Raw genomic sequence first — 13,938 nt, forward strand, 5'->3', positions numbered from 1 at the left:
AGGTCTTGGGTCGTACGCGAGTCGGATTCCGCTCGAACGGTCGGACTCGGAAGACCCGTCGCGGGAAGTCAGATACAAGCCGTCCGACTCCCAAACACGCTCGAATGCGCGAGGCGTACCCAGTCGAGGCGGCGGTCGGCATCGAATCCTTCGTCAGCGACGGCGACGGCGTGGGCGGGCGACTCCGGGCCTCTCCCGAGGACTTCCGCGTCCGCGAAATCGAGCGGTTCGACGCCGAACCCGCCGACGCCGACGCGGGGGCGTACCCTCACCTCGTCGTCCGGGCGACGCTGCGAGAGTGGGACACCAACGACTTCGCCAAGCGCCTCGCCGACGCGCTGGGAATCAGCCGCGAGCGCGTCTCGTGGGCCGGCACCAAGGACAAGTACGCCGTCACGACCCAACTGTTCACGCTCCGGAAAGTGGACCCGGCGGACCTCGACGACGTGTCGGTCTACGACGCCGACATCGACGTGTTGGGTCGCGCGGGCCGCGGATTGGAGTTCGGCGACCTCGCAGGCAACGAGTTCGAGATTACGGTCCGGGACTCCGAGAACCCGGAGAACGCCGAGGCGATTCGCACGCAACTGGCCGACTGGGCCGACGAGTCGCCGGGCGCGGTCGGCGTCCCGAACTTCTTCGGTCAACAGCGGTTCGGGAGCCGTCGCCCCATCACCCACGAGGTCGGCCTTCACGTCGTCCGCGGCGAGTGGGAGGAGGCGGTCAGAAGCTACGTCGCCAACCCCTACGAGACCGAACCCGAGGACAGCCAGCGCGCCCGCCGGGAGGCCGACGACGCCTTCGCCGAGCGCGACTGGCAGGCCGTCCTCGACGCCATCCCGCCGCGACTCGGCTTCGAGCGCGCGATGGCGAACCGACTGGTCGAGTCCGGCGGCGACGGTCCCGAGGAGTTCCGCGCGGCGCTCGAAGCCGTGCCCTCGAACCTCCAGCGACTGTTCGTCAACGCGGCCCAGTCGTACGCCTTCAACCGCATCCTGAGCGAGCGACTGGACCGCGGCCTGCCCTTCCACCGCCCGGTCGCGGGCGACGTGGCCTGCTTCGCCGACGACGTGGACGGGTTGGCCCTGCCGGACCCCGACCGCGAACAGCGCGTGACCGAGCGCCGGGTCGAGACGGTCGCGCGCCACTGCGAGCGCGGCCGGGCCTTCGTGACCGCGCCGCTACTCGGGACCGAGACGAAACTCGGGGAGGGGGAACCGGGGAAAATCGAGCGCGAGGTACTGGACGAGTTGGACCTCGAACCGGGCGACTTCGACCTGCCGGGCGAGTTCCACTCGACGGGAACCCGGCGCGCGATTCTGGTTCGGTCCGACCTCGGAATCGCGCGCGACGACGCGCTGACCTTCGAGTTCGCGCTCCCGAAGGGGTCGTACGCCACGGTGGTCCTCCGGGAGTTCCTGAAGACCGACCCCGCAGCGGAGTAGCCTCAAACCATATCCCGGATGGCGTCGTAGCAGTTCCGACCGCATGAGCTACGCCAACAGAACCGAGAGTCTCCAGCGTCGGATAGACGACGCTATCGCCGAAGGGTGGCGAATCGAGTCCGAGACGCCCGAGCGCGTCGTCCTCGTCAAGCGCAACGTCGGGAGCCTCGGCGTCCACCTGATTCTGGCCCTCCTCACGGGGTGGTGGTCGTTCGGTCTCGTCAACCTCGTCTACGGCGGATACAAGTACCTCAACGACTCCCAGCGCCGGGTCCTGCGCGAGGGTACCGCCTGCCCCGAGTGCGGGGCTTCGGTAGCGGCCGACGCGAGCTACTGCCAGAACTGCGGGACGGAACTCCCGCACGCGGCGGTCGAGACCGAGACCACGAGCGCGAGCTAGCGACCGGAGTCGAAGTCGAGCGCGAAAAGCAGGGAAGTTAAATCCGCCTCGGAGTAACGTCCGCTCATGGAATGTCGGCACTGCGCGTCCCCGCTCGAACGACCGGGCGACTACTGCCTGGTCTGTCGGACGTCCAACGCCGACGCCGTGGTGCTGGAACTCGACCGCGATCGGGCGACGCTGACGATGTTAGACGACGAGGAGGTCGTCGGCGAGACCCACGTCACGACCACGCCCGAGGAGGGCGGCGAGGCCGGCGTCGTGGAACTCCGGAACTTCGCGGGCCGGGTCGCCGACGAAGTGCGGCGCAAGCGCCCCGAAGAGGTGTACGCCGCGGGCGACCGCGACGTGCTTCGCTCGACGCGGAGTCAACTGCACCACACGTTCTACCGCATCGGCGACGCTGGTCGCGGCGGGGCGGACGCCGACGGCCCCGTCGAGACGGTCCTCGCGCGGCGGGACGACCGCGCGCTGGAGGTCGTGGAAGCGACCCCCGCCGAGAAGTTGGGCGGGAGTCACTCGACGCTCATCGGCGACCGCGCGGGCCGGACGGCCATCGAGACCGTCGCGGGCCACCCGCACGTCAAGAAGATAATTCCCGGTCCAATAGACGCGGGCGGTTCGGGCAGTCGGACCGGCGTCCGCGCGAAGGCGACCCGCGCCGACGAGAACGGCAACGTCCGGATGCTGTTGCGCGACGGCTCCAGCGTCCAAGAGAACCGGGTCGTCACGACCGCGATGGACCGCGAGCGCGGCGAGCAGGTCCGGGCGGACCTCAACGACGCGCTGGCCGAGGCCGGGCTTCAGTCGGCCTGAGTCCGCCGAGGGGTGGCATTAAGCCGCGGTTGTCGTGCGAGTCGGATTTTCACGCCGGATTACGCACCGCGTAGCTTTGGTGTTGGCGCGCGTCAGTGGGGTCGGACGAGGTACTTTCTGGCGGGGAGCCCCAACCTTCTTGGGGATGGTAATTATATCTAATTACGCAATGGTCAGCCACTACGACGCGGTCCTCGCGGCTATCCCGCTGCTCTCCGGGGGAGGGTTTCTGGTCGGCCAGTTCACGGGGCTTCCCGGCGCTATCGCCGGCATGATCGCCTCGCTCGCGGTAATCGGCCACGAACTGTTCAATCCGCCCGCCGACATCGGGGAGTGACCGGCCCGTTCGGAAGTGGAGCTAACCGGCCCGTTCGGGAGAGACCCGACCGTCCGCTCGGTGGACCGACCAGCGGCGAAGCCCCGACGACTCCGAGGGTCGCCGACGGCCGCCTCGACTCAAAGGCTTTATCAGCGCGCCGGGACAAATCCGCAGTACTATGGCCGAAAACAGGAAGAGCCGAACCGGAAGCGCCGGTCGCTTCGGCGCGCGATACGGCCGCGTCTCCCGCAAGCGCGTCGCCGACATCGAGAGCGACATGAACGCCGACCACACCTGTCCCGAGTGCGGGACCGACGACGTGGACCGGCAGGGCACCGGCATCTGGCAGTGTAGCAGTTGCGGATACAAGTACGCGGGCGGCACGTACCGTCCCGAGACGCCCGCCGGCCGGACGGTCACGCGCTCCATCCGTGCCGCGCTCGGCGAAGACGAAGAATGAGCTACAAATGTTCGCGGTGTAAGCGCGACGTGGAACTCGACGAGTACGGCGGCGTCCGCTGTCCGTACTGCGGCCACCGCGTCCTCCTGAAGGAGCGGAGCCGCGACGTGAAGGAAATCGACGTTCACTGATTCGCCTTTCTTCATGGGCGATTCTTCTGAGGACCCGTCTCGCTCGCGCGACGCGACCGGTGAGCCTCGGGGCCGCGACCTGCCGGGCGACCGACCCCACGACGCGACGCTGCGATTCGAGTACGAGTCGCCCGCTCGCGCCCGCGTCGTCGCCCGCTCGGTCGCCCGAGAGGTCGGCGAAATCGACGGCGACCGCTCGGCCGCGGCGGTCGAACGCGAGGACGACGCCGTGGTCGTCCGCGTCGTCGCCGACGACCTCGTGGCGCTCCGCGCCGGCTGTAACACGTGGGGGTCGCTGGTCGAAGTCGCCGAACGAACGTCGAATCTCGCCTGACGGCTCGACCGAGTTTTCTCTCGCTGGGTGATTCTGCGACAAACGTCTGCGGTTCTGCACTCGTAGTCTCCATTAGTCGGCGCGTGCTGGCGCGGCCCTGTGCCGCGCCAACCGCGCGAGGTCTGCGCGAGCGGACGCGAGTGCAGGCTCGGAGGACGCGGGTTGTCCTCCGGTGGAGTCGGGAGCGGAGCGACCGACCGAGGCTGGGGAGGTGTGAGGCTGGGGTGGTGCAGGCGGTAGGGGACGGTGAAGAGCGGTACAGGGCGGTGCTGCGCTGTGTGGTCTTGACTGGCGTCGGCAGTAGCTAGCGCGTTCCCGAGGAAAGGACGGAGACGCTAGCTGTCGCCGACGACGAGGAGTCTCCGGCAACCGCACGGCACCTCGTTCTCCCCAACCTCCTGCGGTCCTCACTTCGTTGATGGCCTCGTCGCTCGCACGCCGTTACTCGCGCGTGCCGAATCGCTGTATTCGTCGGAATATGGCTTTGGCTTCGACCCCGACGGCGACCTCTCAGACGACCGCGAACCGCCGGAACGGACGCTTTCGACTCCGGCGAAAACCGAAAGCGGGGGTTTTTCTGTCCGGGCCGCATTCCCGTAGGTATGCAGGGCAACCTACCACCGGAAGCACAAGAGAAACTCGAAGAACTGCAGGACCTACAGGAGACCGCACAGCAGGTCGCCATGCAGAAGAATCAGGCCGAGACCCAGCTCAACGAGGCCGAGACGGCTCTCGACGAACTCGACGACATCGACGAGGATACCACGATGTACCGCGAGGTCGGCGAGCTGTTCGTCAAGACGGGCTACGACGAGGCCCAGGACGACCTCGAAGAGAAGGTAGACAGCCTCGAAATCCGCGTCGAGACCCTCGAAAAGCAGGAGGAGCGCGTTCAGGAGCAGTTCGAGAGCCTCCAGTCCGAGCTCCAGAACATGCTCGGCGGCGGTGGCGGCCCCGGCGGCCCGCAGGGACCGGGCATGGGCGGCGGCGCCGGCGGCGCATAGATGCCGACCGACGACGAAGTCGTGCAGACGGCCGCCGAAGCCGCCGAAGGTCTCATCTTCGCTCGGCTGAAGAACTCGGCGGTCAAGGACCTCGACGTGACCGTCGAGTTCGAGGAGGGCGTCCTCGACGTGGACGTGTACCTCAACGCACCGGAGGCCGACGACGAGGACGAGATTGCCGAGGACGCCGCGCTTGCGGCCCGGTCTGCGGTAGACGACCTTTTCGCCGACGCCGAGGACTGACCTCGGTTCTCGCCGTTCTTCCGTTCGACTCGCCTCCCGTCGAGACGCGGGTAGGTTCGTCGGGTTTCGGGAGCGGTAACGATTGCTTCGAGGACGAGCGACCCACGCCGCGACTCAGTACAGCGACAGGTGTCCCGTGACCTTGTCCACGATGTCGTCGTCGGCCGGGCCGACCGCCAGCGCCGTCACGGTGCCGGGGTCGAGTTGGGTGTGGCCCGCGTCCCGGATTATCGCGTGGGGGACGCCCTCGGCCCGGGCCTTCTCGGCGAGGTCGAAGAGTTCGCTCTCGCCGTTGGCCTTCACGACGACTTTCTTCTGGCCCTCGCCCTTCCAGCGCTTCCGGGCCTTCGTGCCGGTCTCCTCGTAGGCCGACAGCGAGGCGTGGGCGACCTGTGCGGCGAGCTTTCCTTGCCCCATGCCGAGGTCGGCGCGGGCGACGATGGTCTGTTTCACAGGCGGTCGAACGGTTCGGGGCGTTAAATCGGTGGCTACTCCCGTTGCACGCGAATGCTCCGGCGACCTGCCCCGACACGACACGCGACCGACAAAACCATATACTGCGATTCTGGACCGTCCACCATGGTCCCCACTCCCCTCCTCCGTCCGGACGAGTTCTTCGCCGAGCGCGCGCCGGGGCTGAGCATCGGTCGCGCCGCGGCGGTCGTCCTCGTCGTCGCACTGCTCACGACCGTCGTCGTCGGCGCGTTCGGGTGGACGCTGAGCCAGCGACTCACCGCCACGACCGAGATACCCAACGACGAGCGCCCGCCCGACTGGGTCTGCGAGGGCGAGACTAACTCGGAGGCCGAGGAGATGGTACAGGAGGGATGCGACGAACCGAAACAGAAGACGGTCGTGGTCGGCGACCTGCTGTGGGACGCGTTCAGCCAGCGACTGCCGCTGGTGTTCGTGGGCGTCCTGTTCGCGTGGCCGCTCTACGCCGTCGCGCTCCACGTCGCCTCGGCGGTCGTCGGCGGAGACGGGTCGTTTCTCGACACCCTCGCGGTCACCGCGTGGGGCATGCTCCCGAGCGCGTTTCAGGCGGTGGTCGGGTTCGCGCTCCTGTACACCGCACTCGGGGGCATAGACCTCGCGGCGTCGGACCCCGAGATGCTGGCGTCCCAGATACGGTCGCTGAGCCAGCGCGCGCGGGGCGACACCGTGCTGCTCTCGCTGGCCGGAGCGGTCTGGCAGGGCTACGTCTGGACGTTCGGACTGAAGCGCGCCCGCGACCTCTCGACCGGCGGCGCGGCGTTCGCGGGCGGCGTCGTCGCCGTCGCGGTCTTCCTGTTGAGCCTCGCCTGAGTCGCTCCTGAACCCCGTCCGAGTCTCTCCCGAACCCCGCCTGCGTCGCTCCCGAGTCGCGCTCGTCGGCGGTCCCGGCGAAATCGGACCGCCACGCTTTACCTCTCTCCACTCTCTCCTACGAGTATGATACTCTCGGACGCCGACATCCTCGACCGGATGGCGGCCGGCGACCTCGTGGTCGAACCGCTGGACGACCCCGACCTCCAGATTCAGCCAGCGAGCGTGGACCTCCGGTTGGGTCGGGAGTTTCTGGAGTTTCAACGCACCAACATCCCCTGCATCCATCCCGACAGCGAACAGGAGGTCTCCGAGTACGTCACCGAGACCCACGTCGAGGAGGGCGACGAGTTCATCCTCCACCCCGGCGACTTCGTGCTGGGCACGACCAAAGAGCGCGTCGAGATTCCGTCGGACCTGCTGGCCCACGTCGAAGGCCGGTCGTCGTTCGGCCGCCTCGCGGTCGTCGTCCACGCGACGGCGGGCGTCGTCGACCCCGGCTACGAGGGCCAGATAACCCTCGAACTCTCGAATCTGGGGACCGCCCCGGTCGCGCTCCGGCCGGAGACCCGCATCTCCCAGCTCATCTTCACGGAACTCAAGAGCCCGTCCGACCGGCCGTACGGGGCCGACCGCGGGTCGAAGTATCAGGACCAGTCGGGACCGCAGGCCTCCAGAATCGGCGGCGACGAGGAGTTCGGCGGCGACCAGACCGGAACCGCGGGTGATTCCGCGTGAGGTTCGCCGAGGAGATCGTCGTCGAGGAGTTCCTGCCGACGGTCCGCTCGATGCTCGCCGAGGAACTGCGCGATAGGGGGCTGACCCAGAGCGAGGTCGCGGACCTGCTGGGCATCAGCCAGAGCGCCGTCTCGAAGTACGCCAACGGCGAAGTCGAGCGCAACGAGCGCATCCTCGGCGACGATCGGGTACGGAATCTGGTCGCGCGACTCGGTGAGGGCCTCGCCGAGGGCACGATGAGCCGGGTCGAGGCGCTGGTCGAGATAGAGATTCTGATTCGGCGACTCGAAAACCGGGACCTCGTCGCCGAGATTCACGAGACCGAGATGCCCGAACTCGCGGGCCACGGCGGCGACTTCAACGTCCACGACCCCGAGGGCGACCTCCGGACGACCGAGCGCGTCCGGTCGTCGCTCCGGCGGGGCCTGACCATCGTCGAGAGTTCGAGCGGGTTCGCCTCGCTCATCCCCGCGGTCGGGTCGAACCTCTGTGAGTGTACGCCCGACGCCGACGGCATCGACGACGTGGCGGGCGTGCCCGGCCGCATCTTCGACGTGAAGGGACAGGCGACCATCCCCTCCGAACCCGAGTTCGGGGTGAGCGAACACGTCGCCTCCATCCTGCTGGCCGCGCGCCGCCACGGGAGCGACGCCCGCGCCGCGCTGAACGTCCGGTACTCCCCGGACATCGTGGCCGCGCTCGAAGAGTCGGGCCACGCGACCGCCGAGTTCGAAGCCGAGTACGACGACGTGGACGCGGTGGTCGGCGCGGCGCTCGCCGAACTGCCGGACGCCACGGTCCTCTATCACACCGGCGGCTACGGCGTCGAACCCATCGTCTACCTGCTCGGCGACGACGCCGAAGCGGTCGCGGAGATGGCGCGCGACCTCGTCTGAGTCACTCCAGCGGACGGGTTCGGAGCAGGATCTCGCCGTCCTCCCGCTCGTCCACCCAGTCCGAATCGAGCGCGAACGCCTCGTCGTCGGCCTCGTGGCTCCCCCAGTCGAGTTTCGCCTGTATCTCCTCGGCAAGACTCGGGTCCGGTTCGACGTACGCCTCGCCGTCGCGGACTTCGGTGACGACGCCGATTTTCTGCCGGTCGGCGTCGAACACGGACGCGCCTTCGTCGGCTTCGGTGAACTCCATGCGCCCGATTTCGACTCGCTCGGGGAAGACGGCTGCGGCCCCGACGAGTCGCTCGGTGGTGCCCTCGTCGCTCTCAGACCACCGACCCGACTCCTACGCTCATCGACAGGAAAACGGGTGCGTTTATATCACCGCGCCCGCCTTGCACACGCATGGACGCGAGTCGTTCGCTTCGGTGGGCAGTCTACTACGTCGTCCTCGCCGGCGTCGCCACCGCGGTCGGCGGTGCGCTGGTCGGCGGGGGCGTCGTCCTCGGTATCGCAGACGGGTACAGTCAACTAGCCGACGGCGCGGCGGTGACGACCGCGCTCTCGACCGCCGCGCCGGGTCTCGTGCTGGCGTTCCTCGGCGTCGTGGTCTGGGCCGTCGGCAGCGTCACGGCGTTCGTGCGGGTGTTCACCGCCGCGGTCGAGGAACAGATGCGCGAACGCTTCGACGGCGAGCGAGTCAAGAGCGAGATTCTGTCGGTGCTGGACGAACGCCTCTCGGAGGTCGAACACGACGTGTCGGAGACCCGCCGGCAGGTCTCGGAGTTGAAACGCGAGGAGAGCGCCGACGAGTTCCAGTTCGGCGAACAGCAGTAGTCGCGGACGGTTCTCGGACTCTTCCGAGACGCAGCCGGTAGAACGAGAGCGAGTACTCGTAGAGCGGATTTCGTCGTTCGGAGAAACCTGTCGATGTCGATGGTAACGACTCACAAACTGGGGAAACTTTTCTCCCGGCGTGCCCCGACTCACCGCACGAACGACGACGAGCGTGACCGCCACGCCGGGGACGACCACGGCGGTCCGGACGCCGACGACTACGCGGCGGCCGTCGCGGACGCCGACTGCGACCTCCCGCCCGAGACCGTCGCCGCGATGGTACGGGAGATTCGCCCGTCGTGGTCGGTCCGCGAGGCCGCACTTGCCGAGGAGGGGACCGACGTGGTGTACTTCGTCACCGCCGAGACGCCCGCGGGTCCCCGCGAGTGCGTCCTGAAGGCCTGTGAGTTCCTCGACCCGCGAGCGTTCCGCCCCGAGCCCTATCTGATGGACGTCGTGGGGCGCCGGACCGCGGTCCCCGTGCCGAAGGTCGTCGGCGCGGTGGACGACCACCCCGACCTGCCCGCGCCGTTCTACCTGATGGAGCGCCGCGACGGCGAGGTTTTCGAGGGCGAGTCCCGCGACCTCCCGGCCGGCGTAATCGAGCGACTGGCCCGCGACGCCGGGCGCTATCTGGCCGACCTGCACGCGCTCGGCGACTTCGAGGCGTTCGGCACCGTGGTCCTCGCGCGGGACGCGGCGGACGGCCGCGACGCCGGGACCCGCCGGGACGGCCTGACGGTGGCGGACCGCGACTCGCCGACCGACGGAGCGACCCTCCTGACCACCGACGACGAAGCCACCGACTCGTGGCGCACGCGCGTCGAGGAAATCGTCGCCGCCAACCGCGGCAGTTTCAACGACCGCTTCGCCGACCTCGAAGCCGACCTCCGCCGATACGTCGAGGCGCGTCTCGACGCGCTCGACGGCGAGTTCGGCCCCGTGTTGGGTGACGACGACTACCGACTCGGCAATCTGCTGGTAGACCCCGAGACGGGCGAGATGGGAGCGGTCCTCGACTGGGGGAACACCGGCACGCTCGAAGCGCAGTACAACCTCGTAGTGACCGAGCAGCACCTCAGCGGGTGGGCGCGTCCGCGCGGCGCTCCGCGAGGGGTATCTGGACGGGAGCGAGCGAGACGAACTCGACTTCGGGCCGGACGCCGAGCGTCGCCGGGAGTTGTATCTGGCGGTCACGCGGACGTTCCCGCTGGTCTGGTTTTCGCTGTGGTACGACGGGTCGAACGACGACGACCGCGAGGCGGCCGCGGAGATGCATCGCGGCGCAGTCCGGGACCTGCTCGACCCGTAGTCGGTCGCGACTCGCGGGCCGGCGGCGGCCCGCCCGTTCACCCGCGGAGGCGACGACCCAGACCGCCGACGGGTCCGCAGACGAGCGCCTCGCAACCGAACAGCGCCGCGACCAGCCACCAGACGACCAGCGACCACCCCGTCCCGCGGTACGTCCGAGTCTCGACCGACGCCAGCACCGCCCACCCGAGCGCCGCGCCGACGACGGTGACGAGGACGCCGAGGAGCAGGCCGTTCCAGAGCCCGCGCCAGACCCCACCGGCGACGTACCCCGTGACTCCGCCGGCGAACGCGCCGGCGAGCGCGAACAGGAAGACCGAGCCCGAGAGGACGCCGGCGAGGATGGTCCCGAGGAGCGCGGCGACTCCGAACAGCAGGGCCCGCCCGTTCATCGTCCGCCGAGTTATCAGGCCCGTCATATGAGTCTTCGGGGCCGAACCGACGGGGCTCAGGCTTCGATGATGTCGTCGCCGTCGTCCGTTTCGGGAACGCGCAACTCGCCGTCGAGCGCCGTGGCCGCCCGTCCGCCCACGCGGACCGCCTCGCCGACGCGCACGCGGACGTGGCCCGGCCGGTCCACGAAGTGCCCCTGCTCGAAGACCATCTCCTCGGGCACGCCCTCGCCGTCGAAGGCCTCGAACTCGCGGAGGTACGCCCCCGTCGCGCCGCTCGCGGTGCCGGTCACGGGGTCCTCGGGCACCCCGGCGGCGGGCGCGAACATCCGACCGTGGAGCGTCGAGTCGCGGTCGAGCGCGTCGAAACTGAACGCGTAGACGCCGGTCGCCCCGACCTCCTCGCTGATGGCCTCGATTTCGCCGAAGTCGGGGTCCATCGCCGAGACGTGTTCGAGGAAGTTGACCGGCACGACGAGGAAGGGCAGGCCGGTCGAGGCGACCGCCAGCGGGAGGTCTGCACCCACGTCCTCCAGCGCGGCGTGGTCGATGCCGAGCGCGCCGCCGACGCGCTCGTACGCCAAATCCACTCGCCGAATCTCGGGCGCGTCTTGGGTCATCCAGACGGTGCCGTCCGACTCAATTTCGATTTCGAGGACCCCGACGTTGGTTTCGAGGCTGTGAGTGCCGGGCGAGACGACGCCGTCTTCCAGCAGATGGGCGTGCGAGGCGATGGTCGCGTGGCCGCAGAGGTCCACCTCGGTCGTCGGCGTGAAGTAGCGAACCCGGCGGTCGGCCTCGTCGCTCGCCCGGAAGAAGGCGGTCTCGCTCACCGCCATCTCGTTGGCGATGGCCTGCATCTGGCTCTCGGTGAGTCCGTCGGCGTCGGGGACCACTCCGGCCGCGTTCCCGCCGAACGGTTCCTCGGTGAAGGCGTCTACCTGAAGGACGCGTCGCGTCTCCATGCCCACACCGACGAACGCGCCGCCCTTAGTTGGTTCGTCGGCGGAAGCCGCCGAGGCTCCTCGTCCTCGCCTCCGCGACGGGTCCCGACGGCCGAGCGAACGGCCGAGGCGGCGCGAAACCCACCTGTAAACGGTTAAGTGGACAGGAGTGCGAGTCCCGAGGTGGTATGAGCGAACTCCCCGACGAGTTCAAGTGCACGATTACGAACTGGGAGTACATCTACGGTCTCTGCCGCGACGTCAGCGACCAAGTCAAACACGACTCGTTCGACCCCGACGTGGTGGTCGCGCTGGCCCGCGGCGGGTGGTTCGCGGGGCGGTGCATCTGCGACTTTCTCGGGATGGACGACCTGACGAGTCTCAAGATGGAACACTACGTCGGGACCGCCGAGAAGGCCGACGAACCCGAGGTGCGCTATCCGATGCCCGAGGGGAGCGTCGAGGGCAAGGACGTCCTCATCATCGACGACATCGCCGACACCGGGGGTTCCATCGAGCGCGCCGAGGAGTACGTCACCGACCGCGACGCCGGGGAGGTCCGGACCGCGACCCTCCAACTCCTCCAGACCAGCGAGTTCGAACCGGACTACATCGGGGAGCGACTCGACGAGTGGGCGTGGATAGTCTACCCGTGGAACTTCATCGAGGACATGATAGACATCACCAGCGGCGTGATGGACAAGGCCGACGGCGACGCCTTCACGACCGAGGAGATTCGCCACCTGCTCAGCGAGTACCACGACGTCGAGCGCATCGAGATGGAGATCGCCCAACCCGACCGGATGGACGAGGTGCTGAACGAGATGGTCCGCCGGGACGTGCTGGCCGACGAGGGCGAGACGTGGCGACTGGTCGAGAACGAGGACGGCGTGGGGGCCTGAGACGACTCGCTGCGCTCGGAGTCCGCTCTCCGTTTCGAACGCCGATGCTATCGAATTTCTGAGCATTTAACGCGCTGGGCGAACGACGGGAGTACATGCGAGAATACCTCTACCTCGGGGGCGCCATCGCTGCCGAAGTGACCGGCACCGCGGCGCTCAAGTTCTCGGACGGGTTCGCGAACGTCGTTCCGTCGCTCGTCGTCGTCGCCGGATACGTCGGTTCCTTCTACCTCCTGAGTCTCACCCTGCAGGAGCTACCGATAGGACTGGTGTACGCGACGTGGTCGGCGGTCGGCATCGTCGCCGCGGCGCTCCTCGGTGTCGTCCTGTTCGACGAGTCGATTGACGTCGCGGGTGTCGTCGGGATGGCGCTCATCGTCGGCGGCGTCGTCGTCCTGAACGTCTTCTCCGAGGCGTACAGTCCCGCTCACTGACGGCCGGCCGACGCCCTCGGACGGAAAGTTGAACGGCTCCGACACGAGAGGCGAGCGTCGGTCGCGACGCCGAAGGGTAGCCGTTTAGTACCCGCCGACGCGAGTCTACTTCATGACGATCGGCTTCATCGGCGGCAGTGGAATCTACGAGGCCCTACCGCTGGAAGACACCCGAGAGGAAGAGATTTCGACGCCGTTCGGCGACCCGAGCGCGCCCGTCACCATCGGCGAGTTGGCTGGCGAGGAGGTCGCGTTCCTCCCGCGCCACGGCCCGGACCACCAGCACACGCCGACCAACGCACCGTACAAGGCGAACATCCACGCGCTGAAGCAGGTCGGGGTCGAGCGCGTGCTGTCGAGCAACGCGGTCGGAAGCCTGCGCGAGGACCTGCCTCCCCAGACGCTGCTCGTGCCCGACCAGATTTTCGACCGGACGAAGCACCGCGATTCGACGTTCTTCGGCGACGGTATCGTGGTCCACATGCCGTTCGCGGACCCCTACTGCCCGCACATGGTCGAACACCTGTCCGAGTCGTGCGAGACGGCGACCGACGCCGATTCCGAGGAGGGCGGCACCTACGTCTGCATCGAGGGGCCGCAGTACTCGACGCGCGCCGAGAGCGAGTTCTACCGCGACCAAGGCTGGGACGTCATCGGCATGACGACGATTCCGGAGGCGAAACTCGCACGCGAGGCCGAGATGTGCTACGCCACCGTCACGGGCGTCACCGACTACGACGTGTGGAAAGAGGACAGCGAAGTCACCCTGCAGGAGGTGCTGGACAACGCCGCCGAGAACGAGGAGTCCATCAAGGAGGTCGTCGAACACGCGGTCCGGAACATGCCCGACGAGCGCGAGTGCGACTGCGGACACGCGCTGGAGGGGACCATCAACACCCCGACCGAGGCGATTCCGGAAGAGACCCGCGAACGGGTCGATGCGTTCGTCGGCGAGTATCTGAACTGAGACGATTCCGTTCGGATTTCTGAAAACAGTTCCTCAACCTCGGCGGTCGCGGACGCGGCCGCC

20 protein-coding genes are annotated in these 13,938 nt (G+C 68.2%); 17 read left to right on the forward strand and 3 right to left on the reverse strand.

The window, feature by feature from the left end; genetic code table 11:
- The first annotated feature begins 104 nt into the window (after window positions 1-104).
- The 9 genes from truD (at window position 105) to M0R88_RS10840 (ending at window position 5,152) form a co-directional block, all read left to right on the forward strand.
- Window positions 105-1,445, forward strand: a complete 1,341-nt coding sequence (gene truD / locus M0R88_RS10800) for a tRNA pseudouridine(13) synthase TruD (RefSeq protein WP_248653518.1) — start codon at window positions 105-107, stop codon at window positions 1,443-1,445.
- A gap of 43 nt (window positions 1,446-1,488) precedes the next feature.
- Entirely contained in the window at window positions 1,489-1,845 is a 357-nt protein-coding gene (locus tag M0R88_RS10805) for a zinc ribbon domain-containing protein (RefSeq protein ID WP_248653519.1), read from the forward strand.
- Between the two features lie 66 nt (window positions 1,846-1,911).
- Window positions 1,912-2,661 (forward strand): DUF2103 domain-containing protein, encoded by a 750-nt coding sequence (locus M0R88_RS10810; protein WP_248653520.1) that lies wholly within the window; start codon window positions 1,912-1,914, stop codon window positions 2,659-2,661.
- Between the two features lie 169 nt (window positions 2,662-2,830).
- Window positions 2,831-2,998: a DUF8015 family protein gene (locus tag M0R88_RS10815; protein WP_248653521.1), complete on the forward strand. Its 168-nt coding sequence runs from the start codon at window positions 2,831-2,833 to the stop codon at window positions 2,996-2,998.
- 160 nt (window positions 2,999-3,158) lie between these two features.
- Window positions 3,159-3,440: a 50S ribosomal protein L37ae gene (locus M0R88_RS10820; protein ID WP_248653522.1), complete on the forward strand. Its 282-nt coding sequence runs from the start codon at window positions 3,159-3,161 to the stop codon at window positions 3,438-3,440.
- Entirely contained in the window at window positions 3,437-3,571 is a 135-nt protein-coding gene (locus tag M0R88_RS10825) for a DNA-directed RNA polymerase subunit P (RefSeq protein WP_248653523.1), read from the forward strand. The genes M0R88_RS10820 and M0R88_RS10825 overlap by 4 nt, the downstream gene beginning before the upstream one ends.
- Before the next feature lie 13 nt (window positions 3,572-3,584).
- Window positions 3,585-3,905, forward strand: coding sequence for a KEOPS complex subunit Pcc1 (locus M0R88_RS10830; RefSeq protein ID WP_248653524.1), 321 nt, complete (start codon window positions 3,585-3,587; stop codon window positions 3,903-3,905).
- A 602-nt stretch (window positions 3,906-4,507) separates the two neighbouring features.
- Window positions 4,508-4,909 carry a prefoldin subunit beta gene (locus tag M0R88_RS10835; protein ID WP_248653525.1) on the forward strand — a complete coding sequence of 134 codons (402 nt, stop codon included), beginning with the start codon at window positions 4,508-4,510 and terminating at the stop codon, window positions 4,907-4,909.
- Window positions 4,910-5,152: a DUF3194 domain-containing protein gene (locus M0R88_RS10840; RefSeq protein ID WP_248653526.1), complete on the forward strand. Its 243-nt coding sequence runs from the start codon at window positions 4,910-4,912 to the stop codon at window positions 5,150-5,152.
- 114 nt (window positions 5,153-5,266) lie between these two features.
- Here the strand turns inward: M0R88_RS10840 and pth2 are convergent, their stop codons facing one another.
- Entirely contained in the window at window positions 5,267-5,605 is a 339-nt protein-coding gene (pth2, locus tag M0R88_RS10845) for a peptidyl-tRNA hydrolase Pth2 (RefSeq protein ID WP_248653527.1), read from the reverse strand.
- Between the two features lie 126 nt (window positions 5,606-5,731).
- Between pth2 and M0R88_RS10850 the strand changes: the two genes are divergently transcribed.
- From M0R88_RS10850 to M0R88_RS10860, 3 genes are all read left to right on the forward strand, one after another.
- Window positions 5,732-6,457, forward strand: coding sequence for a Yip1 family protein (locus M0R88_RS10850; RefSeq protein WP_248653528.1), 726 nt, complete (start codon window positions 5,732-5,734; stop codon window positions 6,455-6,457).
- A 126-nt stretch (window positions 6,458-6,583) separates the two neighbouring features.
- Window positions 6,584-7,195, forward strand: coding sequence for a dCTP deaminase (dcd, locus tag M0R88_RS10855; protein WP_248653529.1), 612 nt, complete (start codon window positions 6,584-6,586; stop codon window positions 7,193-7,195).
- Window positions 7,192-8,091 (forward strand): thiamine-phosphate synthase family protein, encoded by a 900-nt coding sequence (locus tag M0R88_RS10860; RefSeq protein ID WP_248653530.1) that lies wholly within the window; start codon window positions 7,192-7,194, stop codon window positions 8,089-8,091. The genes dcd and M0R88_RS10860 overlap by 4 nt, the downstream gene beginning before the upstream one ends.
- A gap of 1 nt (window position 8,092) precedes the next feature.
- On the opposite strand, the gene M0R88_RS10865 is transcribed toward M0R88_RS10860, so the two are convergent.
- Window positions 8,093-8,341 carry a DUF8593 domain-containing protein gene (locus M0R88_RS10865; protein WP_248653531.1) on the reverse strand — a complete coding sequence of 83 codons (249 nt, stop codon included), beginning with the start codon at window positions 8,339-8,341 and terminating at the stop codon, window positions 8,093-8,095.
- A gap of 152 nt (window positions 8,342-8,493) precedes the next feature.
- Between M0R88_RS10865 and M0R88_RS10870 the strand changes: the two genes are divergently transcribed.
- On the forward strand, window positions 8,494-8,925 hold the full coding sequence (locus tag M0R88_RS10870) for a hypothetical protein (RefSeq protein ID WP_248653532.1): 432 nt from the start codon (window positions 8,494-8,496) through the stop codon (window positions 8,923-8,925).
- A gap of 93 nt (window positions 8,926-9,018) precedes the next feature.
- Complete coding sequence (locus M0R88_RS10875; protein ID WP_248653533.1) at window positions 9,019-10,659, forward strand: phosphotransferase; 1,641 nt, start codon at window positions 9,019-9,021, stop codon at window positions 10,657-10,659.
- A gap of 25 nt (window positions 10,660-10,684) precedes the next feature.
- Here the strand turns inward: M0R88_RS10875 and M0R88_RS10880 are convergent, their stop codons facing one another.
- A complete protein-coding gene (locus M0R88_RS10880; RefSeq protein ID WP_248653534.1) occupies window positions 10,685-11,593 on the reverse strand; it encodes a PhzF family phenazine biosynthesis protein in 909 nt (302 codons plus the stop codon).
- A gap of 167 nt (window positions 11,594-11,760) precedes the next feature.
- On the opposite strand from M0R88_RS10880, the gene M0R88_RS10885 reads away from it, so the two are divergent.
- The 3 genes from M0R88_RS10885 to mtnP all read left to right on the forward strand — a co-directional run bounded on the left by M0R88_RS10885 (window position 11,761) and on the right by mtnP (window position 13,875).
- Entirely contained in the window at window positions 11,761-12,474 is a 714-nt protein-coding gene (locus M0R88_RS10885; RefSeq protein ID WP_248653535.1) for a phosphoribosyltransferase, read from the forward strand.
- Between the two features lie 95 nt (window positions 12,475-12,569).
- Window positions 12,570-12,908 (forward strand): DMT family transporter, encoded by a 339-nt coding sequence (locus tag M0R88_RS10890; protein ID WP_248653536.1) that lies wholly within the window; start codon window positions 12,570-12,572, stop codon window positions 12,906-12,908.
- A 112-nt stretch (window positions 12,909-13,020) separates the two neighbouring features.
- Window positions 13,021-13,875 carry an S-methyl-5'-thioadenosine phosphorylase gene (mtnP, locus tag M0R88_RS10895; RefSeq protein ID WP_248653537.1) on the forward strand — a complete coding sequence of 285 codons (855 nt, stop codon included), beginning with the start codon at window positions 13,021-13,023 and terminating at the stop codon, window positions 13,873-13,875.
- Window positions 13,876-13,938: the final 63 nt, after the last annotated feature.

This window comes from Halorussus gelatinilyticus, assembly GCF_023238445.1.
In the GTDB taxonomy this organism is placed as follows: domain Archaea; phylum Halobacteriota; class Halobacteria; order Halobacteriales; family Haladaptataceae; genus Halorussus; species Halorussus gelatinilyticus.

Coding starts and splice junctions, on each gene's coding strand:
- truD (WP_248653518.1), top strand. CDS start 105: ATGCGCGAGGCGTACCCAGTCGAGGCGGCGGTCGGCATCGAATCCTTC.
- M0R88_RS10805 (WP_248653519.1), top strand. CDS start 1,489: ATGAGCTACGCCAACAGAACCGAGAGTCTCCAGCGTCGGATAGACGAC.
- M0R88_RS10810 (WP_248653520.1), top strand. CDS start 1,912: ATGGAATGTCGGCACTGCGCGTCCCCGCTCGAACGACCGGGCGACTAC.
- M0R88_RS10815 (WP_248653521.1), top strand. CDS start 2,831: ATGGTCAGCCACTACGACGCGGTCCTCGCGGCTATCCCGCTGCTCTCC.
- M0R88_RS10820 (WP_248653522.1), top strand. CDS start 3,159: ATGGCCGAAAACAGGAAGAGCCGAACCGGAAGCGCCGGTCGCTTCGGC.
- M0R88_RS10825 (WP_248653523.1), top strand. CDS start 3,437: ATGAGCTACAAATGTTCGCGGTGTAAGCGCGACGTGGAACTCGACGAG.
- M0R88_RS10830 (WP_248653524.1), top strand. CDS start 3,585: ATGGGCGATTCTTCTGAGGACCCGTCTCGCTCGCGCGACGCGACCGGT.
- M0R88_RS10835 (WP_248653525.1), top strand. CDS start 4,508: ATGCAGGGCAACCTACCACCGGAAGCACAAGAGAAACTCGAAGAACTG.
- M0R88_RS10840 (WP_248653526.1), top strand. CDS start 4,910: ATGCCGACCGACGACGAAGTCGTGCAGACGGCCGCCGAAGCCGCCGAA.
- M0R88_RS10850 (WP_248653528.1), top strand. CDS start 5,732: ATGGTCCCCACTCCCCTCCTCCGTCCGGACGAGTTCTTCGCCGAGCGC.
- dcd (WP_248653529.1), top strand. CDS start 6,584: ATGATACTCTCGGACGCCGACATCCTCGACCGGATGGCGGCCGGCGAC.
- M0R88_RS10865 (WP_248653531.1), bottom strand. CDS start 8,341: ATGGAGTTCACCGAAGCCGACGAAGGCGCGTCCGTGTTCGACGCCGAC.
- M0R88_RS10870 (WP_248653532.1), top strand. CDS start 8,494: ATGGACGCGAGTCGTTCGCTTCGGTGGGCAGTCTACTACGTCGTCCTC.
- M0R88_RS10875 (WP_248653533.1), top strand. CDS start 9,019: ATGTCGATGGTAACGACTCACAAACTGGGGAAACTTTTCTCCCGGCGT.
- M0R88_RS10880 (WP_248653534.1), bottom strand. CDS start 11,593: ATGGAGACGCGACGCGTCCTTCAGGTAGACGCCTTCACCGAGGAACCG.
- M0R88_RS10885 (WP_248653535.1), top strand. CDS start 11,761: ATGAGCGAACTCCCCGACGAGTTCAAGTGCACGATTACGAACTGGGAG.
- M0R88_RS10890 (WP_248653536.1), top strand. CDS start 12,570: ATGCGAGAATACCTCTACCTCGGGGGCGCCATCGCTGCCGAAGTGACC.
- mtnP (WP_248653537.1), top strand. CDS start 13,021: ATGACGATCGGCTTCATCGGCGGCAGTGGAATCTACGAGGCCCTACCG.